A 22,620-nucleotide genomic window follows, 5' to 3' on the forward strand; every position below is an offset into this window, starting at 1 on the left:
CCCCGCCGCGACTTGCGACATCATCGCAGCCTACAACCTTATTTAGCCAGCTCCAGGCTTTTTTGCTGCAACAATTTGCGGATTTGCGGCAGCATTTGCTGCGCTGCCTTCTCGCCTTCCAAAATAGCCTGATTGCGCGAATCAAAGTCGGCGGAGCCGATGTCCAGCACATCGGGGCGAATCACCACGTCGGCCTGCTTCAGCTCCAAGGCCAGCGCCGGACCGTTCATGATGTTCAGGCTCTGGTCCAGCATGGACAGGAAGCCGACCGCCTTGCCCGGCTTGGGACGGGCGGTGATGTCCACGGCGATGACGAACTGCGCGCCCATTTCCTTGGCCGCGCTGACCGGCACCGGGCTGACCAGGCCGCCGTCGACATAGCGCTTGCCGCCAATTTTCACCGGCAGGAACACATTGGGAATGCTGGCCGAGGCGCGCACTGCCTGACCGGTGTTGCCTACGCGGAACACCACCTTGCGGCCGGAGTCCAGCTCGGTCGCCACGGCGCCGAACGGCCTGGGCAGTTTTTCCAGCGGCTTGTTGCCCACCTGGGCATTGATCCAGTTCTGCAGCTTCTCGCCCTTCAGCACGCCCTTGGTGGACAGCGTCCAATCGGTCAGGTCGGCCTGGTCCAGCGCCATGGCGCGCTGCTGCAATTGCACGCCGTTGAGGCCGGACGCGTACAGGCTTCCCACCACGCTGCCGGCGCTGGTGCCGGTGATCACGTCGGGCGCGATGCCCGCGCCTTCCAGCACCTTGATCACGCCGATATGGGCGAAACCCTTGGCCGCGCCGCCGCCCAAGGCCAGGCCTATCTTCACTTTCACCGGGGCAGGGGCCGGCGCTTCCGGCGCTTTGGACGTCGAACAGCCGGCCAATAGCGCGGCCAGGCCCAAGGCCAGCCAGGGACGCATTGCTTTCTTGCTTATCATGATTCCATCAGTCTTTCAGACATTGGCGGCCGGCAAGGCCGCCCCAACGGGCGCGGGATCGAGCATCACGTAATTGAGATGCCGCGCGCCCTCCAATTCGAAATACGTTTCGCCATGCACGGCCATGCCGACCCGGCGGTAGAAGCCGATGGCGCGCGCGTTGCCGTGCCAAACCATCAGCCACAAGCGCGGCTGGCCGGGCTGGAGGCGCGTCCATCGCCGCGCCGCGTCCAGCAAACGCCGGCCCAGACCCTGTCCGGCATGGCTTTCCAGCAGATAAAGCCGGTCGACTTCCACCGTCGGGAAATCGCAGCCCTGGCAGGCGCTGTCCAATTTCAACAGCGCGTAGCCGAGCAGATGGCCTTCATCCTCCAGCAGCAGCAGCCGGCGCGCGGGATTGGCGATCAACGCCTCGAAATGGGCCGGCGAGAATTCGGACAGCACATAATCGGCGATGCCGCGGCGGATGCCGCCGCCGATCAAATAAGTATTCAGCCACACCTGAATCGACAGGGCGGCCAGACACGCCGCGTCATCGGGACAGGCGCTGCGGATTTCCACGTCCATGACACAGACTCCGGTTCGCGCCGCCGGTTCGCTCAATCGGCCCGCGGCGCTTTCTTGACGAATTCGATCACTTGCCGGCCATCGTCCGTCATCTTGGCCAGCTTCTTGCCGGTGCCCTTCCAGGCATGGCCGTAGACCACCTCGTAGCTGGCGGGCAGCTTGCCGTCGCGGCGGTGGCGCTCGTACGCTTCCTCCACCTTGCGCCAGGCCTGCTTGCCCATCAGGCCGCGGCCGCGGCCTGCCGTGGCGTTGTGCGCGCCGATGGCTTTGAGGTCGCGCATCACCGCCTTGGCGTCGTCGTAAGTCAGCACGATTTTTTCCATGTCCATCACCGGCTCGGCGAAACCGGCGCGCATCAGCGCGTCGCCGATGTCGTGCATGTCGATGAACTGGTTGACGTGGGTGGCGCCGTCGATGCCGGCAAACGCGCCGCGCAGCTCGAACAGCGTGTCCGGCCCCAAGGTGGAGAACATCAGCAGGCCATCCGGCTTCAGCACCCGGCGCAGTTCGGCGAACATCTTGTCCGGCACGTTGATCCACTGGATGGTCAGGTTGGACCAGATCATGTCCACGCTGTCGTCGGCCAAGGGCAGTTTTTCGATGTCGGCGTTGATCTGCCACGGCTGGCTGGGCTTGAACAGCTTCTTCAACAGGCCGTCGCCCTCGCGGGCGCGTTCGCGCGAGGCCAGCAGCATGGCGTGCGCCAGGTCCAGCTCGATCACCCGCGCCTGCGGATAGCGTTGGCGCAAATGCGCCGCGCCGTAGCCGGTGCCGGCGCCGGCATCCAGAATCACCGCTGGCTGGTGCTTGATGTAATCGAGCCGTTCCGCCATGCGGTCGGACACCTCGCGCTGCAGCACGGCGGCCGAATCGTAACTGGCCGCGGCCTTCTCAAACGAGGCGCGCACGCGCGCCTTGTCGGTGTAAAACGCTTCACTCATGCCTGGGTTTCCAGATGCTCGGCAAGCGCGCGCACAAAGTCCGGCTCATGGGACAGGAAAGGCGCATGCGACGCTTGCGGGAATTCATAAAGGACGGCGTCGCCAAGGGTGTCGGCCAGCCAACGGCCGGCGCCTATCGGGGTGATGGCGTCGCGCACGCCATAGAACAAGGCGGCGGGGCAGCGGATGCGATCCGCCAGCTCGCGGGCGTCGGCTTCCAGCAACAGCTCCAGCGCCGGCAGCAGGCCCTGCGGCCGGCCGTGGGCAAACAGCTCGCCGCGCAAGGCTTTCAGCGTGTCGCGCGCCGCCGGCGCGCCCATCATCTGCAAGGCCAGGAAGCGCTCGAGCGTCTGCTCGAAGGCGCCGTCCAGGCTTTGCGCCACCGCCTCGATCGACTGGCGCGCCTGCGCGTGCGGCCAACTGTCGTCGCGGACGAAGCGCGGACTGGTGGCGATCAGCGCCAGGCTCTTGACGCGATCCGGATGGCGGGCCGCCCAGTGCTGGGCGATCAGCCCGCCGAGCGACCAGCCCACCACATGCGCCGGCAGCGGAAAATGGGCGGCCACGATGTCGGCCACCGCATCGGCGTCGAAGCGCGCCAGCGCCGGCGAGGCGCCATGGCCGGGCAAATCCACCAGATGGACGCAGAAGCGGGCGGCCAATTGCTCGGCCACGCGGCTGAACACTCCGCCGTGAAGGCCCCAGCCATGCAGCATGACCACGTCCGGGCCCTGGCCCAGCGTTTCGACAAACAGATTCATGAACGGTCAGATGGGGGGAAAACGCTATTTTCGCAAGAGTGCGATGTGAAGGAAACCACCTAAGCCGGCGTCTTCGTCGTGAATGCGTTGCAATTTGGTAACGGAAACGATGTCGCCGAGGCGGCGGTTGATGTCGGTGGCGACGAAGCGCGCCACGAGATTGCCGGCGCGGCGCCACAGCGGGGCGCGCGAACGGTCCGCCAGGAACTTGTCGAAGACGGCCACCCGGCCGCCCGGCTTCAGCACGCGCTCCACCTCGCGGATGCAGGCCTGCGGGTCTGGAATCACCGCCAGCACCAGATGCAGCGCCACCGCATCGAAACTGGCGTCGGGAAAGTCCAGCCGCTGGCCGTCCATCTCCAGCGCGCGCACCGCCATGCCCAGCCGCTCGGCGCGTTCCTTCAGCTGCTGCAGCATGGCCGGCGCGATGTCGATGGCGGTGACATGGCGGCAGCGCACCAGAAAATCCAGGTCCAGCCCCGTGCCGGCCCCCACCAGCAGCACCTGCTCCCCCGGCTGCGGATTGAGCAGGCCCAGCGAGCGGCGGCGCTGCGCGGCAAAGCCCTGCGCCAGCTTGTCGTACCAGGGCGCGTACACATCATAGCGCCAACGATTGAAACGGGTCGCCCATTCACGCCGCACTGCGGATGTCCTGTTCAAAACGGGCCAAGCGCTCCCAGTCCAGGCCCTGCGCCGGCGCCGGGGCGGCAAAATAGAAGCCCTGCAGCTTGCTGCACCCCATCTCCTGCAGCATCGCCAGCTGCGCGGCGGTTTCCACACCCTCCGCCACCACGTCCAGATCCAGCGCCTTGGCCAGCGCCAAGATGGCGCGGACGATGGCCGCCGATTCCTCCTTGCGGTCCAGGTCGAACACGAAGGACTGGTCTATCTTCAGCACGTCGAAACGGTAGCGGTGCAGATAAGACAGCGCGGAATAGCCAGTGCCGAAATCATCCAGCGCCAGCTTCACGCCCAGGCCGTGCAGCCCCTGCATCACCGTCGCCGCGGTCTCCGGCTGGTCGATCAGCGCGCTTTCGGTGATTTCCAGATGCAGCATGGCCGGCGGCAGCTGGTAATGGGCGATGCGGCCGCCTATCCAGGCGACCAGGTCCGGATCGTGGAAATTGGCCGACGACAGATTGATGTGCAGCGAAATGTGCTCGTCCACCCGCCCTTCCGCGCGCCAGGCTTGCAGTTGCGCGCAAGCCGCGTTGACCATGTAACGGTCCAGGCGATTGATCAGGCCGCTCTCCTCGGCCATCGGCAGGAACAGCGCCGGCGGGATCAGCCCGCGCTGCGGATGCTGCCAGCGCACCAGCGTTTCGAAGCCGGACAGCTTGCCGGTCTTGGCATCGATGAACGGCTGATAATAGGGAATCAGCTGCTTGTCCTCTTCCAGCGCGCGGCGCAGCTCGGTTTCCAGCGCCAGTTGGTCGGCCTGGTCGATGCGCAACTGATGGCTGAACAAGGTATAGCCCTGGCGGCCTTGCTGCTTGGTGCAGTACATCGCATGGTCGGCGTCGCGTAACAGCTCGTCGGCATTGCGGTAGTGGTCGCGGTCGGCCAGCACCACGCCGACGCTGGCGGTGGAAAAGACTTCGCGCCCGGCCAGGATCACCGGCCGCTCGAACTCTCTGACGATGCGGCGGGCGATGATCTCGCAGTCTTCCGGCCCTTCCATGCCGAACATCACCACGGCAAACTCGTCTCCGCCCAAACGCGCCAGAAAATCATAGTGGCGCAGGCAGGAACGGATGCGCGCGCCCGCCTCGAACAACAGGTGATCGCCGGCCAGGTGGCCCAGGGTGTCGTTGACCAGCTTGAAGCGGTCCAGGTCGATGAACAACAAGGCGAAACGGTCGCCGGAGCCGGCGACGAAGCCATCCCAGGCCCGATTCAGCGCCTTGGCGAAGTAGTTGCGGTTGGGCAGTTTGGTCAGGGGATCGTGCAGGCTGTCGAACTCCAGCTGGGCATTGACTGCGTCCAGCTCGCTGGTGCGCTCTCGCACCCGCTGCTCCAGCTCGGCATAGGCCTGCTGCAGGCTCTCCAGCGCGCGCACCCTCGCCAGCGCCGCGCCGATGTTGTTGGCGACGAACTCCAGCACTTCCTGATCGCGGAAATTGTAGCTGACCTCGCCGTCGTAGCTCTGCACCGCCAACACGCCCAGCAGTTCATTGTCGCAGTACAGCGGGACGCCCAGCCAGCTTTGCGGCTTTGCGCCTCCGTCTTCCACCGCGGCCGGCACCTGGCTGTACGGGTCGACCAGCAGCGGCCGTCCGCTGTGCAGCACCTGTTCGATATAGCCCTGGGCCGGCTTGCGCGGGTGCAAGACCTCGACATATTCGTCGGCGCAATACGGAAACGTGATGCGGTCGCTGAGCTTGTCGTATAAGGCCACCACGCAATTGCGCGCCGACACCATCTCCGACAGCAGCCGGTGCAGCCCGCTGAGAAACGCCTCCAGCGACAGGCTGGAGTTGGATAATTCCGCGATGCGGAACAAGACATTCTGGAACTTCTCCACCTGCTTGCGGCTGGCCACCTCGGCCCGCAATCTGGCATTGGCCCCTTCCAACTCGCAGGTGCGCAGCCAGACCTGACGCTCCAGTTGGCTGCGATACAGCACCCGGTCCAAGGCGAAGCCGACATGGCGCGCGGCGAACATGAACAGCAACTGCTCGGACGAGGTCAGCGCCGCCTGGTCTTCATAGGCATGCAGCATGACCGCGCCGATGGGATTGCCGTCGGCGTTCACCAAGGGCGCGCCCATCCAGAACGCCGGCAACACGGCCGGTTGCGCCAGTTCCTCATCGCGGCACAGCTCGGCAATGCGTTCGCCGGTCAGCACCATGGGCTTGCCGCCGCGCAACAGCCAGGCCGCCAATGCGGCATGCCCGTCATCCAGCGGCAGCATCGCTTGCGGCGAAGGCGGCGCGGGATCGCGCCGGTCGACGTAGAACGGAAAATGCAGGGTGGCGCCGTCGTCGCCATACAGCGCGATGGCGAAATTGCTGGCATCCATCAGCTGCTGCATCAGTTTGTGCAAGCGCGGCAGCAGCCGATCCAGACTGGCGCACTCGCCGGCCAGGAGACTGATTTCAAGCATGGTATCGTTGGCCAGCCGGGCCGCCGATTGCTCGCCGCGCAGCGCGGCGCAATACAAGTGGCCGCCCAAGAGCGCGGCGACGTCGGCCGCCTCCGCCGGCGCCTGTCCGCGCCACACCAGCCAGCCCACCGTGTTATCCGCCATCCGCAACGCCAGCGCGCCGCCATCCGGCCCCGGCAGGCGGCCGCCGGCCAAAGCCTCGGCGCTCGGCAAACCGTCGGCCGCCCCCAAGCTGGCCAGGCGCTGCCAGGTCACGCCGGACAGCCCCCATACCGCGGCGGCGGACAAGCCGCCGCCTCGCCCCAACAGCGCCAAGGCGCGCTCGGCGGCTTGCGCCGGACTTTCCAAATATTCAGCCGTGCTCATCATGTCATTATCGTAGTACGAGTTAGCCGGAAAATCCGCATGCCACGCCCGGGCCGCTTCCCCACGGCCGCGCCTGCTGACGGACATGCAAAAGCCCGGAGCATAAGCTCCGGGCCGATGGATTCGCTGCCGCAGCGCACACGCGCCGCCGGTATTCAATCCTGCGCTTGCAACAGCAGATCGAGCAGCGCGTCCAGCTGCGCTGGCTCATGCTGCGCCGACAAGGAAATCCGCAAACGCGCGCTATTTTCCGGCACGGTAGGCGGACGGATGGCGGGCACCCAAAAGCCTTGCTGTTTCAAGCGCTCAGCCTGCCTTATGGCATGAGCATCTTCACCCATGATAATGGCTTGGATCGGTGTGCGGGAAGCCCTGTCTGCAAGATGCGTGCCGGCCAGCCGCTCGCGGCAGCGCGCCGCCAGTTGCCGCAGCCGCTCGCGGCGGTCGTCGCCCTCGACAATCAGCCGCAGGCTGGTTTCCACCGCGGCGGCCAGCGCCGGCGGCTGCGCGGTGCTGAAAATATAGGTGCGCCCGCGATTGACCAGCCATTCCACCAATAGCCGGCTGCCGGCGACGAAGGCGCCGGCGAGACCGGCCGCCTTGCCCAGCGTGGCCATGTAGATCAGCCGCTCCGAGGCCAGCCCATGCTCCGCCGCCGAGCCGCGGCCGCCGCCCAGCACGCCGAAACCGTGCGCGTCATCGACATACAGCCAGGCGTCGTAGCGTTCGGCCAGCGCCAGCAAGGCCGGCAGCGGGGCCTCGTCGCCATCCATGCTGTACACCGCGTCCACCGCGATCAGCTTGGTACAGGCGCGGCTCGCCGCCAGCAGCTGTTCCAGATGTTCCAGATCATTGTGGCGGAAACGCTGGAAATCGGCGCGCGACAGCAGGCAGCCATCGTTCAGCGAGGCATGGTTCAATTTGTCGGCGAACACCGCGTCGTCGCGGCCGACCAGGCTGGTGATCACCGCCAGGTTGGCGGCATAGCCGGAACCGAACAACAGCGCCGCCTCGCGGCCGACGAAGCGCGCCAGCGCTTCCTCCGCGCGCTGGTGGGCTTCGCTGTGGCCGGTCAGCAGATGCGACGCGCCGCTGCCGGCGCCCCAGCGCTCTACGCCCTGCTGCAGCGCACGCACCAGGGCCGGATGATCGGCCAGCCCCAGGTAATCATTGCTGGCAAACGATAGGTAAGATTGACCTTCAATGACGATGTCAACGCCCTGCGGCGACTCCAGGGTGGCGCGTCGGCGCAGGCGGTGATTCGCATCCAGTTCATTCAGGGCGGCGGACAAATCTTGCAGGCGCATGATGGTTGCACTCTTTTGCGTGGGTTGACCAAACCGCGGCGGCGAACCACCTCGGTACGACACACTATATATAGGTTCGCATTTAAGCAGACAGCGCAGAATTGCTAAAGAATATTACAGGGCCCGCAAGTCCAGTTTGGCCATCAGTGTCTGGTCGGCCAGTACATCGGGGTTGCCCGTGGTCAACAGCTTATCACCATAGAATATCGAGTTGGCGCCGGCCAGGAAGCACAAGGCCTGGGTCGCTTCGTCCATCTCGCGCCGGCCGGCGGACAAGCGGACATAGCTCTTGGGCATGGCGATGCGCGCCGCGGCGATGGTGCGCACAAACTCGGTCCAGTCCAGCCGGCTGGCATCCGCCAGCGGCGTGCCCACCACCTGCACCAGATTATTCACCGGCACCGACTCCGGCTGCGGGTCCAGATTGGCCAGTTGGGCGATCAGCCCGGCGCGGTCGCGCCGGGTTTCATTCATGCCGACGATGCCGCCGCAGCATACCGACAAGCCGGCCTTGCGCACTTTGCCCAGCGTCTCCAGCCTGTCCTCGTACTCTCGAGTATGAATGATATCAGCATACTTGTCGGGCGCGGTATCCAGATTGTGGTTGTAGTAATCCAGACCCGCGTCTTTCAGTTGTTCGGCCTGGCCATCGCGCAACAGGCCGAAAGTGGCGCAGGTCTCCAGCCCCAACGCCTTCACCTCGCGCACCATGTCCAAAGTCTTGGCCAGATCGGCATCCTTCGGCCCGCGCCAGGCGGCGCCCATGCAGAAGCGGCCCGCGCCATTGGCCTTGGCCTGCCGCGCGGCCGCCACCACCTCGTCGACCGTCATCATCGGCTGATCGGCTACCGGCGTGTCATGGTGCAGCGACTGCGGACAATAGCCGCAATCCTCCGGACAGCCGCCGGTTTTGATCGACACCAGCGTCGACAGCTGGATTTTGGTTGGATCGAAAAACTGCCGATGGATCTCTGCCGCGCGGAACACCAGCTCCATGAAAGGCAGCCCGAGCAGGGCCTCCACCTCGTCCACGCTCCAGTTGGCTTGTTCCGGGTGCGGCGCGGCCGGGCGCTTGAACTCCATCGGTACAGTATGCATCGTACGCTCCATTCATCTAATGTCATTACAGGGGGACGCATTGCCCATCCCGCCGATAGGGCGGGCGGCAAAATCTTGGAGGGCCAGGCCCGATGCTGTCAAACTTAATTACATCAACAATTGACAACTGCTCACTAATTAAGCAGAACTGCCTGCTTTGCGGACAATCCGGCACGCGCCGCGGCCTATGTCCACCTTGCCGCGACATGCTGCCCGCCCTGCCCGCTGAACAGTGTCCGCGTTGCGCCGAGCCGACGCTTGGCGGCATGCTGTGCGCCCACTGCCAACGGCGTCCGCCGCACTTCGACGCGCTACACGTTCCTTATCTTTTTGACTACCCCCTGAGCGGGCTGATTCATGCCTTCAAGTATGGCAAACGGCTGCCTTTGGCGGGGGTTTTGGGCGGCTTGCTGAGCGATTTCGCACGGGGCTTCGGCCATGAATACGACTTTGTCATTCCGGTTCCATTGGCAAATGAACGACTTGCGAAAAGGGGCTTCAATCAGAGCGGCGAGCTTGCCAAAGCGTTCGCTGGTACAATAAATACCCGTTTTTCGGATAATCTGTGTTGGCGAAAATACAACACAGCGTCGCAGGCCTCGCTCGGCCGCGCCGAAAGACTCACAAACGTGCGCCATGCGTTCGGCGTAAAACGCCGCTGCGACGGGCTTTCCATCGCCATCATCGACGACGTCGCCACCAGCGGCGCCACCCTCTCCTCCCTGGCTCGAGAGCTCAAAAAACAGGGTGCGAAACGGGTCGACGGATGGGCGCTGGCCCGGGCGTTTTCCCCAAAAACTTGACCAAGATTTTGATTCCTTGGAACAATCCAGCCTGCCAACGATGTTCACTGTTGTTCTATTTCAGCCGGAAATTCCGCCCAACACGGGCAATGTGATCCGTTTATGTGCCAACACCGGCTGTGAACTGCATCTGGTCAAACCGTTGGGCTTCCCGCTTGAGGATGCCAAGTTGCGGCGAGCGGGGCTCGATTATCACGAGTATGCCCGCGTCGTGGTCCACGAAGATTGGCCTGCTTGTCTGCAGGCCCTTCACGGACGACGGATTTTCGCCGCGACGACGAAAGGCGCCACGCGCCATGACCGGATTTCCTACCAACCCGGGGACGTTTTTCTGTTCGGTCCCGAATCCCGCGGCTTGCCGCAAGAGGTGCTGGCTGCCCTGCCGGCGCAACAAAGGATTCGCCTGCCGATGCGTCCCGAGTCGAGAAGCCTCAACCTCTCCAATGCCGTCGCTGTGACGGTGTATGAGGCTTGGCGCCAAATCGACTTCGCAGGGGGGGCATAGCAGTTCGCAAGGTTGGCCCAACAGCATAGGGAGGTTTATGCAACCTGTACTCCGATGGCTGTGGCTTGTATTTGTCAGTCTCGTGCTTGTGGCCTGTTCCACCGTGAAGACGGCCAGTGCCACAAACCAGTCGGCTACGCCGACAAACAAGAAGACCGTCGCCAAGAACGGGGCTTATTTCCAGAACGATGGCCCGGCCGATCATATCCCGGTCAACCTGAATCTGGTGCCCGACGCCGTGCCGCAGGAAGAGCCGCTGATCAAGTCGGCCAACCTGCCGTACTCTGCGCTGGGCATGAGCTTCCGTCCTGACGTGCGCGAAAAGCCTTACCACGCCACAGGCCGTGCCTCTTGGTACGGCAAACAGTTCCACGGTCGCAAGACGACCTCGGGCGAACGCTATGACATGTTCGCCATGACCGCAGCGCACCCGACGCTGCCGATCCCGAGCTATGCCCGGGTGACCAACCTGACCAACGGCAAGTCCGTGGTGGTCCGCATCAATGATCGCGGTCCGTTCCACAAGAGCCGTTTGATGGACCTGTCGTTCGCAGCCGCCTACAAGCTTGGCTTCGTCAAGCAAGGCAGCGCCAAGATCGCGGTGGACCGCGTCTGGCCGGCCGCCGACGATACTTATGTCGCTTCGGCGCAACCGGTGACCGAACCGGTCCGCGAACTGAAGGCAGGCGACAATCCGAAATATCTGCAGCTGGGTTCATTTACCAAGCTGGCCAACGCGGAAGCGCTGCTGCAGAAGATGCTGGACCAGCTGGATGACAAATATGATTCCAAGCTCGGCATCGTCAACCAGGAAGGCCTCTACAAGGTGCGCCTGGGCCCGTTCCCCTCGGACGAGGCCGTACGCACCGTAGCGGAGAATCTTCACGTCGAAACCGTGATCTCCAGCTTGTAAGGCTGACTGCTGAATCGTATGGCACAGGGCGAAAGGCGAAGGATGCATCCTTCGCCTTTTTTCATGCCCACCGCCCAAGAAAAAACCCCGGCCTTTCGGACCGGGGCAATGCCTAAATATCAACGATTCAGGCCCCGCTCAGGGAGCCAAGCGGGAGGTGTGAACACCTTATGCTTAGGGGGCGGACCGCGATCAAAGTTCCTGCTGCGGCTCGTCCACCGGCGGCAAGGCGTCGAACCAGCCCTTCACGACCTGCTCCACCTCGTCCACCCCGGCCTTCTTCAGGCTGGAGAACATCTGCACGCTGACGGCCGGATAATCGGCCAGCTCGCGCTTCACCAGCGCCAACACCTTGGCCTGCTCCTGGCGCGACAGCTTGTCGGCCTTGGAGAGCAGGATATGCACCGGGCGGCCGGTTTCGCGGAAAAAATCCAACATTCTGCGATCAAGTTCCTTAAGCGGGTGGCGAGCGTCCATAATCAACAGGAGGCCGATCAGGCTCTGCCGCGTCTGCAGGTAGCGACCCAGCAGCTCCACCCAGTGCGCGCGCACCGCCTCCGGCACCTCGGCGTAGCCGTAGCCTGGAAGGTCCACCAGGAAGCACTCCTCGCCCAGCTCGAAGAAGTTGATGTGCTGGGTCCGGCCCGGCGTCTTGGACACGTAGGCCAGGCGCGTGCGGTTGGCCAGCGTGTTGATCGCGCTGGACTTGCCGGCATTGGAGCGTCCCACGAAAGCGACCTCGGCGCGCGTGGCCGGCAGATCCTTCATGTGGTTGACGGTGGTATAAAATCTGGCGTTCTGAAAAATCGACATGGTAGTAAGGTTGAAATCAGTTGGTATAGAATAACAGGTTTGGAATTGCTACTTTTACAGATATTTTAGGGCTCACCCCTAAAGGAGCGACCATGAAACGAATTATGCTGTTGGCGATGGCAACCTTTTCCCTGGCCGGCTCAGCGCTGGCGGCCGCTCCGGGCCCGCAGGGCGACCCGGCGAAAGGCAAGCAGATCGTCGATACCGTCTGCGCGGCCTGCCACGGAGTGGACGGCAACAGCGCCGCGGCGGCCAACCCCTCGCTGGCAGGACAGAGTTCCCAATATCTGTATAACCAGTTAAAAGCATTCAAGAGCGGCCAGCGCAAGAATCCGACCATGCTCGGCATGGCGTCCACGCTGTCCGACGACGATATGCGCAACGTCTCGGCCTACTTCAGCGAACAGAAGCCCAAGGAGCGCGAGGCCGCCGACAAGGCGCGGATGCCGCTGGGCGCCAAGATTTACCGCGTCGGCAACGCCGCCACACATGTGCCGGCCTGTATGGCTTGCCACGGCCCGGCCGGCAAGGGTCTGCCCGACGAATTCCCGCGCCTGGGCAGCCAGCATGCCGCGTATGTCGCCAAGCAACTGGCCGACTTCAAGGCCGGCGCCGATCGCAAGAATCCCATCATGTACGACATCGCCAGCCGCATGACGGACGAGGAGATGAAGGCCGTCGCCGAATACATCTCCGGCCTGCGCTGAGCGCCATGCCCGCCCGGCACGCCTCCGCCAAGCGCGCGCAGCCGCAACTTTGCCGACCCGGCTCGTTCAAAAGGGAAGCCCCAGGCGGGCTTCCCTTTTTGTGTTCCCGACCATGAATAAAAATCAACGCCGCCATTCCACCGTCCACGCGCTGTATGAGCTGCTCAGTTCGATGCGTTTCGCCATCGGCCTGTTGACCATCCTGGCCATCGCCTCGGTCATCGGCACCGTGCTGAAACAGAACGAACCGTATCCTAACTATGCCTTCGAGTTCGGCCAGTTCTGGTTCCAGGCCTTCGAACGGCTGGGCTTGTTCGACGTCTACCATTCCGGCTGGTTCCTGACCATCCTGGCCTTCCTGGTGCTGTCCACCACGCTGTGCGTGCTGCGCAACGGCCCGGGCTTCATCAAGCAAATGCGCTCGTTCCGAGAAAAGGCCAGCGACGGCTCGCTGGCCGCCATGGCGCACAGCACCGCTTTTACCGCCGAGCAGGCCGATCCGCAGCGGCTGTACGGCTATCTGCAGGCCCAGGGCTTCCGCTGGCGGGAGACCGAGCGCGGCAGCGGCGTGCGGCTGATCGCGGCCAAGAAGGGCGCGGCCGGCAAGCTCGGTTACTTCTTCGCCCACATCGCCTTGATCGTCATCTGCGTCGGCGGGCTGATAGACGGCAACCTGCCGCTGAAACTGGCGGAAATGGCCGGCCGCATCGTGCCGGAAACCCGCGACATTCCGCAAAGCCAGATTCCCGCCGCCAGCCGCCTGAGCACCGCCAACCTGTCGTTCCGCGGCAACGTCAACATCGCCGAGGGCAAGAGCGCCGACGTCACCTTCCTGAACTCCGGCAACGGCTATCTGGTGCAGGAGCTGCCGTTCATCGTCTCGCTGAAGAAATTCCATGTCGACTACTACAGCAACGGCATGCCCAAGCTGTTCGCCAGCGACATCGTGGTGACCGACAAGGCCACCGGCAAGCGCACCGAGGCGACGGTCAAGGTCAACCATCCGCTGATCGTGGACGGCGTGGCGATTTACCAATCCAGCTTCGGCGACGGCGGCTCGCCGCTGCGCTTCTCCGCCTGGAACCTGGCCGCGCCGCAGGCGGCGCCGGTGCCGCTCGCCGGGGTATCGATGAGCAGCCAGCCGCTGCGCGCCAACGGCAAAGACTACACGCTGGAATTCGGCGAGCTGCGCGTATTCAATATCGAAAACATCGGCAAGCCGGACGCGGCCGACCCCACCCTGCGGCAACGCATGCAGGACGCGCGCGAAGTGAAGCACGAAAAGTCGCTGAAAAACTTCGGCCCCTCCGTCAGCTTCAAGCTGCGCGACGCCCAAGGCCAGGCGGTGGAGTACCTGCATTACATGGCGCCGATCGAACAGGACGGCGCGCAATATCTGATGGCCGGCATGCGGCGCACCCCGGCGGAGCCGTTCCAGTACCTGCGCCTGCCGCTGGACGACGATATGAAGCTGGACCGCTTCATGCGCCTGTACGCCGCGCTGCGCGATCCGGCGCTGTACGACGAAGCGGCGGCCCGCGCCGCCAGCAAGGCCCAACAGGGCGGCGTGATCGACGCCAAGCTGGCCCGCCAGTTCGGCGACAGCGTCAAGGGCGTGCTGCAACGCTTCGCCGACAACGGCTTCGCCGGACTGGAAAAATTCCTGGACGAACGGGTGCCGGCCGACAAGCGCCAGGCGGTGGCGCAAACCTATATCAAGATCCTGCAAGGCGCGGTGATCGATGTCATGGCGGTGGCCGATGAGAAAGCCGGCGCCAAGCCGCTGGCCGCCGACGCCGCCCACTACCGCTTCCTGCTGGACGGCCTGGTGGCCGCCAGCGGCCTGCATGACTACGGCGCGCCGGTCTTCCTGCAGCTGGACGGTTTCGACCAGGTGCAGTCGTCCGGCCTGCAGCTGACCCGTTCCCCGGGCAAGATCCTGGTGTACTTGGGATCCGTCCTGCTTGTGCTCGGCATCGTGCTAATGTTCTATGTGCGGGAGCTAAGACTGTGGATACGCCTGGATGGCCGCCATCTGCGGGTGGCCATGACGTCGAATCGACACAATCGCGATCTGGATACCGACTTTCAGCGTCACGTCGACGCCATCCAACACCTGACAAGGGGAGCCTGATGGAGCTTGTCAATTCCGCTTACGCACGCATGCCGCTATGGCGGCGGCTGAACCTGTGGGACTGGGCCTATGCGCTGCTGATCGTGGCGGCCGCCGGCTATGCCTTCAAGCTGTACCACCTCGATATGGACGGGTACGAGCAGGCCATTCTGGCCGGTTCGGCGCTGGGCCTGATCGCGCTGGGCTGGTTCTGGAAAGCCTGGCGCTGGTATTTCCCGCTGGCCGGCGCCTTGGCGCTGGCCGCCATCCCGCTGTACCAGCATGATCTGGCGCGCGGCCAGCAGGCGTTCTGGCTCAAATACGCGCTGTCCAGCCAATCCGCCATCATGTGGATGTGCACGCTGTTCTTCCTCGCCACCGGGGTCTACTGGGTGGCGCTGCTGCGCCGTTCGGACTCGCTGGCGCGCATGGGCGGCGGCCTGACCTGGTCCGCCGCGGTGATGGGGCTGGCCGGCCTGTTCGTGCGCTGGTATGAGAGCTATTTGATCGCGCCGGACGTCGGCCACATCCCGGTGTCCAATCTGTACGAAGTCTTCGTGCTGTTCACGCTGATCACCGCGCTGATGTATCTGTACTACGAGGCCAAGTTCGCCGCGCGCCAGGCCGGCGCGCTGGTGCTGCTGGTGATCAGCGCCGCGGTCATCTTCATCCTGTGGTACACCTTCGACCGCAAGGCGCATGAGATCCAGCCGCTGATCCCGGCCCTGCAATCGTGGTGGATGAAGATACACGTGCCGGCCAACTTCGTCGGCTACGGCGCCTTCTCGCTGGCGGCGATGTTGGGCGTCGGCGAGCTGATGGCGCAGAAGGGCTGGCTGAAAGACCGCCTGCCCAGCGCCGAGGTGCTGGACGAAATGATGTACAAGGCCATCTCGGTGGGCTTCCTGTTCTTCACCATCGCCACCATCCTGGGCGCGATGTGGGCGGCGGACGCCTGGGGCGGCTACTGGAGCTGGGATCCGAAGGAAACCTGGGCGCTGATCGTCTGGCTGAACTACGCCGCCTGGCTGCACATCCGCTTGGTCAAGGGCTGGCGCGGCGCGCCGTTGGCCTGGTGGGCGGTGATCGGCCTGGCCGTCACCTCCTTCGCCTTCCTCGGCGTCAATATGTTCCTGTCCGGCCTGCACTCCTACGGCGGCTTGTAATCCTTCCCGGTTATCATGCGCGCCCCGCCTAAAACGGGGCGTTTTGCATTTCTCCGGCCCGGAACGATGGCATTTGGTATCCTTGTAACGCTTTTATCGATTTTTTATCCCTTTTAAGGAACGTTCTACACCATCATGGACTTATCGTGGCTGTCCGACCCCGCCGCCTGGCTGGGCCTTTTGACGCTGATCATCCTCGAGATCGTACTCGGCATCGACAACCTGATTTTCGTGGCCATCCTGGCCGAGAAACTGCCGCCGGAACAACGCGATCGCGCCCGCATCACCGGCTTGTCCCTGGCGCTGATCATGCGGCTGGGCCTCCTGGCCAGCATCTCCTGGCTGGTGACTCTGACCACGCCGCTGTTCTCGGTCTGGGGCCAATCGTTCGCCGGCCGCGACCTGATCATGCTGGGCGGCGGCATCTTCCTGCTGTTCAAGGCCACCACCGAGTTGCATGAACGGCTGGAAGGCGTGGAGCATGCCAAGGGCGCCACGCAACGCGCCTATGCCGCCTTCGGCACCGTGGTGGCGCAAATCCTGGTGCTGGACGCCGTGTTCTCCATCGATTCCGTCATCACCGCCATCGGCATGTCCGAACATCTGCCGGTGATGATGCTGGCCGTCATCGTGGCGATGATTCTGATGATCGCCGCCAGCAAGCCGCTGACCGCCTTCGTCAACGCCCACCCCACCGTGGTGATGCTGTGCCTGGGCTTCCTGCTGATGATAGGCTTCAGCCTGATCGCGGAAGGCTTCGGCTTCCACATTCCCAAGGGCTATCTGTACGCGGCCATCGGCTTCTCGGTGTTGATCGAAGCCTTCAACCAGGTATCGCAGGCCAACCGCATCCGCTACCTGAACCGCACGCAAAGCTTCCGCGAACGCACGGCCAACGCCGTGCTGAGCCTGATGGGCAGCCGCTTGGCCGATAGCGCGGCGCCGGAGGCCAAGCCAGAAGCCGGCCCGCAGCCGGTGGAAGACACCGCCTTCGGCCACAACGAGCGCGCGATGATACACAGCGTACTGACCCTGGCCGAGCGGCCGATCCGCGTCATCGCCACCCCGCGCGCCGACATCCACCGTCTGGATTTGAGCCAACCGGAAGCAGCCCAGCGCAAAGCCTTGCGCGACAGTCCGTACTCGCGCCTGGTGGTGATCCGCAGCGGCAGCATCGACGAGCCGCTGGGCATCGTCGCGCGCAAGGACCTGCTGGCGCAGTTGCTGGACGGCCGCCCGCTCGACATCGACGCCGCGCTGCGCCAGCCGCTGGTGCTGCCGGAAACCGTCACCGTGCTGAAGGCGCTGGAAAGCTTCCGCCAGCACGCCGCCGACATGGCCTTCGTGGTGGACGAATTCGGCAGCCTCGAGGGCATCGTCACCCAGAAAGACCTGATGGAAGCCATCGCCGGCGAATTCCCGGAAGAGCACGAGCGCCACGAGCTGCCGGCCATCGTCGTGCAAGACGACGGCAGTTACGATGTGGAAGGCAGCCTGGAGCTGGTCACGCTGGAGCAGTACCTGACGCTGGGCGATTTCGAGGACGAGGACTTCCACACCGTAGCCGGCCTGCTGATGGACTGCCTGGAACGCATCCCGCGCGAGGGCGATGAAGTGACGGTTGGCGACTGGAAACTGCGCGTCACGGCGCAGAAGGGCAACCGCACCGAGCGGGTGCGCATCAGTCCCGCCGCCAGCGACTTCGATGCCGGCATCTAAACCCTGCCAGGGCCAGCCCAGGCCCTGGTTCCTCTATGTGCTGCGCTGCGAGAGCGGCGCCCTGTACACCGGGGTCAGCACCGACGTGGCGCGCCGCTACGCGCAACACGCCGCCGGCAAGGGCGCGCGCTACACCCGCCTCAATCCGCCGGTCTCCATCGAAATGGTGGTGGAATACCCGGACCGTTCGGCCGCCCTGCAGGCCGAACATGCCTTCAAATGCCTCTCCAGCGCTGCCAAACGGGATTTTCTAGCCCGGCACGGCCATGACGAACACGCAAGCTGATCCCGTCCGCGCAGCAATGATGAACAGTCGTAAAACAGCGGCCGTTTACATATATGTACATATGTCTTGACCCAGCCCGACTCCCCGCCCTGGCATAGGCTGGGTTCAGGTAATCCTTACCTGAACCCATTCGGGAGAACATCATGAAAAAGCTCGCTCGCCACATCCTGTCCGCCACTCTGCTCTGCGGCCTCGCCTTCGCCAGCGCCGCCCAAGCCGACGAAACCCAATGGCAAAAGCACCACCCGCGCCGCGAGGAGGTGAACAAGCGGCTGGCCCACCAGAACAAGCGCATCGACCAGGAAGAAAGAAGCAAAAAAATCAGCCAGGCCGAAGCGCGCAAGCTGCACCGGGAAGACCAGAACATCCGCCAGCAGGAACGCGACATGGCCAAGCTAGATCACGGCCACATCACCAAGCCGGAACAAAAAGTGCTGAACCAGGAAGAAAACCAGGTCAGCCAGCAGATCCGCAACGGATCCTAAACACCGACAACATTGTCGCCACCGGCAAAACGCGCCGGCGCGCGCCTGGCCGCCGCGCCAAGGCTGTTGACGTTTGCTGATCCAGAGAGCATGGCCGGGCGGGCCGCGGCCCATCTATCTGTGGATAAAAAGCAAATTTCGGCCGCCCTGTGCATAAGTCATCCGCAAGCTGCGCGCTCAAGCCCTCTCAAACAGCGCCTCCGCCTCGGCAAAGCCGTAATGGTGTTCCGCCATAGCCGTCCAAACACCCGCTCGCGCCTCGTCCGCCATCCGCCGCGCCAAACCCATCACCGCCAGCATGGGACCTACGCCCAAGCTGACCCGGGCGACGCCGGCATCGAACCAGTCAGACGCGCCGGCCACGCCAGGCAAGGCCATCAGATTCAGCGGGCCGTTCAAACTGGCGGCCAGGCGCCTGGCCTCGCCAGGATCGGCCAGGCCAGGCACAAACACCATGTCCGCGCCGGCCGCCAGGTAAGCGTTGCCGCGCGCCAGCGTTTCGGCGAAGCGCCGCTCGGCGCTCAGGCTCAAGTCCAACAAATAGGTATCGACGCGGGCATTGATCCACAACGGCGCGTTCAACGCGTCGGCCATCTGTCTGGCGGCTGCCAGGCGCGCGCATTGCGACTCGATAGAGAACAAGGGCTGAGCCAAAGCGCCATGGCCGTTGTCCTCCAGATTGACGCCAACCGCGCCGGCCTCCATCGCCCCCCGCGCGGTCGCGGCGACATCCTGCGGCGACAAACCATAGCCTGCCTCGATGTCGGCGCTGACAGGGACGTCCACGCTACCAACGATGGCGGCGATCTCGCTCAGCATCGCCTCGCGTCCTATGCGCTGAGCATCGCGCCAACCTCGGGCGTAGGCGATGCCGCCGCTGGTGGTAGCAAGGGCGGGATGGCCGGCGGCTTCGAACAACCGGGCGCTGGCGGCGTCCCAGGCATTGGGCAGCAGCAGCTTGCCTTGAATGTTGAGTTGGCGGAAATGCTGGAACTGGGTCAGCGGCGCGATCATGACGACTCCTGTTGTGGGAAACGCCGTCATCGTCTCGCAAGCATCGCCCGCCTGCTGGCGGATTCCGGACGTGGACAGCGCCCGCCATTCGGGTCCGAAAACCGCTGGCTGCGACGGGGAATTGGCGCGATCATCAGGCGATGGAATTCGATCCCGATACTTGCCATCGCGCCCTGGCCAGCCGCGATGCCCGCTTCGACGGCCGCTTCTTCATCGGCGTGCGCACCACCGGCATCTACTGCCGGCCGATCTGCCCGGCCCGCACCGCCAAGCGCGAAAACATCCTGGTCTACCCCACCGCGGCGGCGGCGCAGGAGGCGGGATTCCGTCCCTGCCTGCGCTGCCGGCCGGAAGCCGCGCCGGATTCCGGCGCTTGGCGCGGCGTATCCAACAGCGGACACTCGCATACCGTGGCGCGCGCGCTGGCGCTGATCGAGCAGGGCGCGCTGGATGAAGCCAGCCTGACAAACTTGACCGACAAGCTGGGCGTGGGCGAGCGGCAATTGCGCCGGCTTTTCGCGCAATATGTGGGCGCTTCGCCGCAAGCCGTGGCGCAAACGCGCCGGATACTGCTGGCCAAGCAGTTGATCCATGAAACCCGCATGCCGCTGACCGACATCGCCTTTGCGGCCGGTTTCGGCAGCGTGCGTCGTTTCAACGAGGTATTCCAGCAGCTGTATCGCCGTCCTCCTGGCGCGTTGCGCCGCGACGCCGACGCCGCCGCAGCGGCGTCAGACCATATCAGCCTGCTGCTGCGCTACCGTCCGCCCTACCACTGGCCAGCCATGCTGGATGACTTGCGGCGACAGGCTGTTCCCGGCTTGGAAGCCGTGCGGGATGAATGCTATGTCCGAGCCATCGCCCAGGATGGCGAATGCGGGGTGCTGACGGTCAGCCACGAACCGCGCAAGCACGCCCTGCGTGTCGGACTGCATCTTCCCCGTCTGCGCGCCTTGCCGCAGCTGCTGGCGCGCGTCAGGGCCATGTTCGACCTTGCGGCGGATATGGAAGCGATAGAACGTCAACTGGCGCGAGACCCCTTATTGGCGAAGCTGGTCCCGCGGCAAACCGGCTTGCGGCTGCCCGGCGTCTGGGAGGGCGAGGAAATCCGCTTCCGCATGCTCTCAATTCCGGACAGGCTGGCGTGGCTGGAAAAGCGCGGCCTGCCGCTGTCCCATCCAACCTTCCCCACCCTGCGCTTCGCGCTGCCGGAATCAATCGAGCCGCCGCCGGACGGGCCAGACGAACTGCCGCCGGAGTCTGACTGGCAGACCGCCCTGCGCGTACTGGAAGGCAAAGGCGCTGATTTGTCGTCCGCCAGGATGGAAAGCTGGCGCCCGTGGCGCGCCTATGCCGCGCGCCACTTGCTTATGGCAGGGAACAAGGATGACGCATGCGAAACCGCCGCCCCCGCTCAGGGGCCCCAGGAATACGCCTTGCGCGCGCGTTCTTGACCCGAGCGCAACACCAGCGCGGCGCCGGCCAGCCATAGACTGAATCCCGCTGCGGCCAGACTACGCCTGCGCGCAGAACGGCTGTCTTGCTGGAACAGGCAGGAGGCAACGAGGGGAGGCGAAGCGGCGCGCTCCCGCGCGGCGGCGGGAACGCGCGGAGACATTACATTCTGGCCAGCGCTTGCTTGGCCTTCAGCGCGGCGTCGCTCTTCGGATACAGCTTGATCAGGCGGCGATAGGTGTTCTTGGCCTGATCCACCTGGCCCAAATCGCGTTGGCAGTTGCCGATATTGCGCAGCGCGTCCGGCGCGAAATGGTTGTTGGGATATTGCTCGACGAAGCGGCGGTGGATGTCGATGGCGGCGTCGTACTGGCGCAAGGCGGTGTGGGCGACGCCCAGCCAGTAAGTCGCTTCGGCCGCTTGCGGCGCTTGCGGATTTTGCTGGATGAACAGCGACAGCGCGTTGACGGCATTAGGAAAGTCGCGCGCGCGCAGCAGATTCAGCGCCTTGTCGTAGTCCGGCGAGGCCTGGCTGTCGCCGGCGGCCTGCTGCTGCGCGGCTGCGGCCGGTTGCGAGGCGTCGTGCTTGCCGGTGCCTTCCAGGCGGCCCAGGCGGCCGTCCAGATCGTTGTACAGGTCGTTCTGCCGCTTCTGCGTGGTTTGCAGATTGTAGTTCAGCACTTCGATGTCGCCGCGCAGCTTGGCGACTTCGGCCTTCAGGTTATCCACTTGGCTGACCATTTCCAGCAGCTTTTCATTGGACAGCTTGCTCTCCACCGCGGCGATGCGCGTCGTCGCCTGCTGGCTCACTTGGTCCAGTTGGCGGCGGGTGGCTTCCAGGTCGCTGGTGCTGGCGCAGCCAGCCAGCGTCAACAGCAAGGCGCTACTGATGGCGATGCGATTCATGGGCTTTCCGATGGATGAAGACTGCCGGATATCATAACGGTTTGGCCGCCGCTTGGCAGCGGCCACTTAGATATGGATATCCGGCAGGAGTGACAACGGCGGGCGGCCTATGCGGCCCCCCGCGGCAGGCGCTTAATGGCCCTGATAAACGATGTCGGCGCGACGGTTCTCGGCATAGTCGGCGTCGGTATGGCCGGTAGCCTTAGGCTTTTCCTTGCCGAAGCTGACCGCTTCCAGCTGGCTTTCCTTCACGCCCAGCACTTCCATCGCGTGCTTCACGCTCTCGGCGCGGCGCTGGCCCAGGGCCAGGTTGTATTCGCGGCTGCCGCGGGCGTCGGTATTGCCCTGGATGATCACTTTCTTGTCCGCCTGGCCCTTCAGGTACTCAGCGTGGTTGGCCACGGTGGTCTTGCCTTCGCCGTCAACGGCGGAGGAATCGAAGGCGAAGTAGACGCTGCGCTTGGCCAGCGGGCTGTTCGGGTCGTTCAGCGGGTCCATCGCCGCATTGCTCTGGGTGGCCGGAGCCGTTACCGGAGCCTGGGTCTGCGGGGCTTGGGTAACCGGAGCGGCCGGGGTTTCGGCCGGTTTGGTGCTGGCGCAAGCGGCCAGCAGGGTAGCGACTGCAGAAGCAAGGGCGAGTTGTTTCAGATTCATCAT

General features: G+C 64.4%; 22 protein-coding genes. 10 read left to right on the plus strand and 12 right to left on the minus strand.

What is annotated here, in order from left to right; translation table 11 throughout:
- Positions 1 to 38: 38 nt before the first annotated feature.
- The 8 genes from BI343_RS03745 to bioB form a co-directional block, all read right to left on the minus strand.
- Complete coding sequence (locus BI343_RS03745; protein ID WP_071108710.1) at positions 39 to 932, minus strand: patatin-like phospholipase family protein; 894 nt, start codon at positions 930 to 932, stop codon at positions 39 to 41.
- Positions 933 to 947: 15 nt separating this feature from the next.
- A complete protein-coding gene (locus BI343_RS03750) occupies positions 948 to 1,499 on the minus strand; it encodes a GNAT family N-acetyltransferase (protein ID WP_071108711.1) in 552 nt (183 codons plus the stop codon).
- A gap of 32 nt (positions 1,500 to 1,531) precedes the next feature.
- A complete protein-coding gene (gene bioC, locus BI343_RS03755) occupies positions 1,532 to 2,440 on the minus strand; it encodes a malonyl-ACP O-methyltransferase BioC (RefSeq protein WP_043627443.1) in 909 nt (302 codons plus the stop codon).
- Positions 2,437 to 3,201: a pimeloyl-ACP methyl ester esterase BioH gene (bioH, locus tag BI343_RS03760; RefSeq protein ID WP_043627441.1), complete on the minus strand. Its 765-nt coding sequence runs from the start codon at positions 3,199 to 3,201 to the stop codon at positions 2,437 to 2,439. The genes bioC and bioH overlap by 4 nt, the downstream gene beginning before the upstream one ends.
- A gap of 24 nt (positions 3,202 to 3,225) precedes the next feature.
- Positions 3,226 to 3,843: a class I SAM-dependent methyltransferase gene (locus BI343_RS03765; RefSeq protein ID WP_083340782.1), complete on the minus strand. Its 618-nt coding sequence runs from the start codon at positions 3,841 to 3,843 to the stop codon at positions 3,226 to 3,228.
- Complete coding sequence (locus BI343_RS03770; protein ID WP_083340783.1) at positions 3,833 to 6,676, minus strand: bifunctional diguanylate cyclase/phosphodiesterase; 2,844 nt, start codon at positions 6,674 to 6,676, stop codon at positions 3,833 to 3,835. The genes BI343_RS03765 and BI343_RS03770 overlap by 11 nt, the downstream gene beginning before the upstream one ends.
- Positions 6,677 to 6,828: 152 nt before the next feature.
- On the minus strand, positions 6,829 to 7,980 hold the full coding sequence (gene bioF / locus BI343_RS03775) for an 8-amino-7-oxononanoate synthase (protein ID WP_071108713.1): 1,152 nt from the start codon (positions 7,978 to 7,980) through the stop codon (positions 6,829 to 6,831).
- 114 nt (positions 7,981 to 8,094) lie between these two features.
- Positions 8,095 to 9,078 carry a biotin synthase BioB gene (bioB, locus tag BI343_RS03780; protein WP_083340784.1) on the minus strand — a complete coding sequence of 328 codons (984 nt, stop codon included), beginning with the start codon at positions 9,076 to 9,078 and terminating at the stop codon, positions 8,095 to 8,097.
- Between the two features lie 92 nt (positions 9,079 to 9,170).
- On the opposite strand from bioB, the gene BI343_RS03785 reads away from it, so the two are divergent.
- The 3 genes from BI343_RS03785 to BI343_RS03795 all read left to right on the plus strand — a co-directional run bounded on the left by BI343_RS03785 (position 9,171) and on the right by BI343_RS03795 (position 11,299).
- Positions 9,171 to 9,881, plus strand: a complete 711-nt coding sequence (locus BI343_RS03785) for a ComFC family protein (protein ID WP_071108715.1) — start codon at positions 9,171 to 9,173, stop codon at positions 9,879 to 9,881.
- A gap of 40 nt (positions 9,882 to 9,921) precedes the next feature.
- Positions 9,922 to 10,386 (plus strand): tRNA (uridine(34)/cytosine(34)/5-carboxymethylaminomethyluridine(34)-2'-O)-methyltransferase TrmL, encoded by a 465-nt coding sequence (trmL, locus tag BI343_RS03790; RefSeq protein WP_071108716.1) that lies wholly within the window; start codon positions 9,922 to 9,924, stop codon positions 10,384 to 10,386.
- A gap of 103 nt (positions 10,387 to 10,489) precedes the next feature.
- On the plus strand, positions 10,490 to 11,299 hold the full coding sequence (locus BI343_RS03795) for a septal ring lytic transglycosylase RlpA family protein (protein WP_223253587.1): 810 nt from the start codon (positions 10,490 to 10,492) through the stop codon (positions 11,297 to 11,299).
- 192 nt (positions 11,300 to 11,491) lie between these two features.
- Here the strand turns inward: BI343_RS03795 and yihA are convergent, their stop codons facing one another.
- Positions 11,492 to 12,112, minus strand: coding sequence for a ribosome biogenesis GTP-binding protein YihA/YsxC (yihA, locus tag BI343_RS03800; protein ID WP_043627427.1), 621 nt, complete (start codon positions 12,110 to 12,112; stop codon positions 11,492 to 11,494).
- Between the two features lie 92 nt (positions 12,113 to 12,204).
- Between yihA and BI343_RS03805 the strand changes: the two genes are divergently transcribed.
- From BI343_RS03805 to BI343_RS03830, 6 genes are all read left to right on the plus strand, one after another.
- Positions 12,205 to 12,819: a c-type cytochrome gene (locus BI343_RS03805; protein ID WP_071108717.1), complete on the plus strand. Its 615-nt coding sequence runs from the start codon at positions 12,205 to 12,207 to the stop codon at positions 12,817 to 12,819.
- A 112-nt stretch (positions 12,820 to 12,931) separates the two neighbouring features.
- The gene (locus BI343_RS03810) at positions 12,932 to 14,953 is read left to right on the plus strand and encodes a cytochrome c biogenesis protein ResB (RefSeq protein WP_071108718.1); all 2,022 of its coding nucleotides are present in this window, start codon (positions 12,932 to 12,934) and stop codon (positions 14,951 to 14,953) included.
- The gene (gene ccsB / locus BI343_RS03815) at positions 14,953 to 16,098 is read left to right on the plus strand and encodes a c-type cytochrome biogenesis protein CcsB (RefSeq protein ID WP_071108719.1); all 1,146 of its coding nucleotides are present in this window, start codon (positions 14,953 to 14,955) and stop codon (positions 16,096 to 16,098) included. Before BI343_RS03810 ends, ccsB begins: the two co-directional genes overlap by 1 nt.
- Before the next feature lie 135 nt (positions 16,099 to 16,233).
- A complete protein-coding gene (locus tag BI343_RS03820) occupies positions 16,234 to 17,817 on the plus strand; it encodes a TerC family protein (protein WP_071108720.1) in 1,584 nt (527 codons plus the stop codon).
- Entirely contained in the window at positions 17,804 to 18,103 is a 300-nt protein-coding gene (locus BI343_RS03825; protein ID WP_052246899.1) for a GIY-YIG nuclease family protein, read from the plus strand. The genes BI343_RS03820 and BI343_RS03825 overlap by 14 nt, the downstream gene beginning before the upstream one ends.
- A gap of 143 nt (positions 18,104 to 18,246) precedes the next feature.
- On the plus strand, positions 18,247 to 18,588 hold the full coding sequence (locus BI343_RS03830; protein WP_071108721.1) for a hypothetical protein: 342 nt from the start codon (positions 18,247 to 18,249) through the stop codon (positions 18,586 to 18,588).
- 177 nt (positions 18,589 to 18,765) lie between these two features.
- Here BI343_RS03830 and BI343_RS03835 read toward each other — a convergent pair whose 3' ends face one another.
- Positions 18,766 to 19,602: an isocitrate lyase/PEP mutase family protein gene (locus BI343_RS03835; RefSeq protein WP_071108722.1), complete on the minus strand. Its 837-nt coding sequence runs from the start codon at positions 19,600 to 19,602 to the stop codon at positions 18,766 to 18,768.
- A gap of 140 nt (positions 19,603 to 19,742) precedes the next feature.
- Between BI343_RS03835 and BI343_RS03840 the strand changes: the two genes are divergently transcribed.
- A complete protein-coding gene (locus BI343_RS03840; protein WP_071108723.1) occupies positions 19,743 to 21,056 on the plus strand; it encodes a bifunctional transcriptional activator/DNA repair enzyme AdaA in 1,314 nt (437 codons plus the stop codon).
- A gap of 163 nt (positions 21,057 to 21,219) precedes the next feature.
- Here BI343_RS03840 and ybgF read toward each other — a convergent pair whose 3' ends face one another.
- Positions 21,220 to 21,963 (minus strand): tol-pal system protein YbgF, encoded by a 744-nt coding sequence (gene ybgF, locus BI343_RS03845; protein ID WP_071108724.1) that lies wholly within the window; start codon positions 21,961 to 21,963, stop codon positions 21,220 to 21,222.
- A 132-nt stretch (positions 21,964 to 22,095) separates the two neighbouring features.
- Positions 22,096 to 22,617 (minus strand): peptidoglycan-associated lipoprotein Pal, encoded by a 522-nt coding sequence (gene pal, locus BI343_RS03850; RefSeq protein WP_043627451.1) that lies wholly within the window; start codon positions 22,615 to 22,617, stop codon positions 22,096 to 22,098.
- Positions 22,618 to 22,620: the final 3 nt, after the last annotated feature.

Origin of the sequence: Chromobacterium amazonense (assembly GCF_001855565.1) — a bacterium.
In the GTDB taxonomy this organism is placed as follows: domain Bacteria; phylum Pseudomonadota; class Gammaproteobacteria; order Burkholderiales; family Chromobacteriaceae; genus Chromobacterium; species Chromobacterium amazonense.

Coding starts and splice junctions, on each gene's coding strand:
- BI343_RS03820 (WP_071108720.1), top strand. CDS start 16,234: ATGGACTTATCGTGGCTGTCCGACCCCGCCGCCTGGCTGGGCCTTTTG.
- BI343_RS03770 (WP_083340783.1), bottom strand. CDS start 6,676: ATGATGAGCACGGCTGAATATTTGGAAAGTCCGGCGCAAGCCGCCGAG.
- pal (WP_043627451.1), bottom strand. CDS start 22,617: ATGAATCTGAAACAACTCGCCCTTGCTTCTGCAGTCGCTACCCTGCTG.
- BI343_RS03825 (WP_052246899.1), top strand. CDS start 17,804: ATGCCGGCATCTAAACCCTGCCAGGGCCAGCCCAGGCCCTGGTTCCTC.
- ccsB (WP_071108719.1), top strand. CDS start 14,953: ATGGAGCTTGTCAATTCCGCTTACGCACGCATGCCGCTATGGCGGCGG.
- BI343_RS03745 (WP_071108710.1), bottom strand. CDS start 932: ATGATAAGCAAGAAAGCAATGCGTCCCTGGCTGGCCTTGGGCCTGGCC.
- BI343_RS03750 (WP_071108711.1), bottom strand. CDS start 1,499: ATGGACGTGGAAATCCGCAGCGCCTGTCCCGATGACGCGGCGTGTCTG.
- BI343_RS03810 (WP_071108718.1), top strand. CDS start 12,932: ATGAATAAAAATCAACGCCGCCATTCCACCGTCCACGCGCTGTATGAG.
- trmL (WP_071108716.1), top strand. CDS start 9,922: ATGTTCACTGTTGTTCTATTTCAGCCGGAAATTCCGCCCAACACGGGC.
- BI343_RS03785 (WP_071108715.1), top strand. CDS start 9,171: ATGCTGTCAAACTTAATTACATCAACAATTGACAACTGCTCACTAATT.
- BI343_RS03840 (WP_071108723.1), top strand. CDS start 19,743: ATGGAATTCGATCCCGATACTTGCCATCGCGCCCTGGCCAGCCGCGAT.
- BI343_RS03835 (WP_071108722.1), bottom strand. CDS start 19,602: ATGATCGCGCCGCTGACCCAGTTCCAGCATTTCCGCCAACTCAACATT.
- bioB (WP_083340784.1), bottom strand. CDS start 9,078: ATGCATACTGTACCGATGGAGTTCAAGCGCCCGGCCGCGCCGCACCCG.
- BI343_RS03830 (WP_071108721.1), top strand. CDS start 18,247: ATGAAAAAGCTCGCTCGCCACATCCTGTCCGCCACTCTGCTCTGCGGC.
- yihA (WP_043627427.1), bottom strand. CDS start 12,112: ATGTCGATTTTTCAGAACGCCAGATTTTATACCACCGTCAACCACATG.
- ybgF (WP_071108724.1), bottom strand. CDS start 21,963: ATGAATCGCATCGCCATCAGTAGCGCCTTGCTGTTGACGCTGGCTGGC.
- BI343_RS03805 (WP_071108717.1), top strand. CDS start 12,205: ATGAAACGAATTATGCTGTTGGCGATGGCAACCTTTTCCCTGGCCGGC.
- bioH (WP_043627441.1), bottom strand. CDS start 3,201: ATGAATCTGTTTGTCGAAACGCTGGGCCAGGGCCCGGACGTGGTCATG.
- bioF (WP_071108713.1), bottom strand. CDS start 7,980: ATGCGCCTGCAAGATTTGTCCGCCGCCCTGAATGAACTGGATGCGAAT.
- bioC (WP_043627443.1), bottom strand. CDS start 2,440: ATGAGTGAAGCGTTTTACACCGACAAGGCGCGCGTGCGCGCCTCGTTT.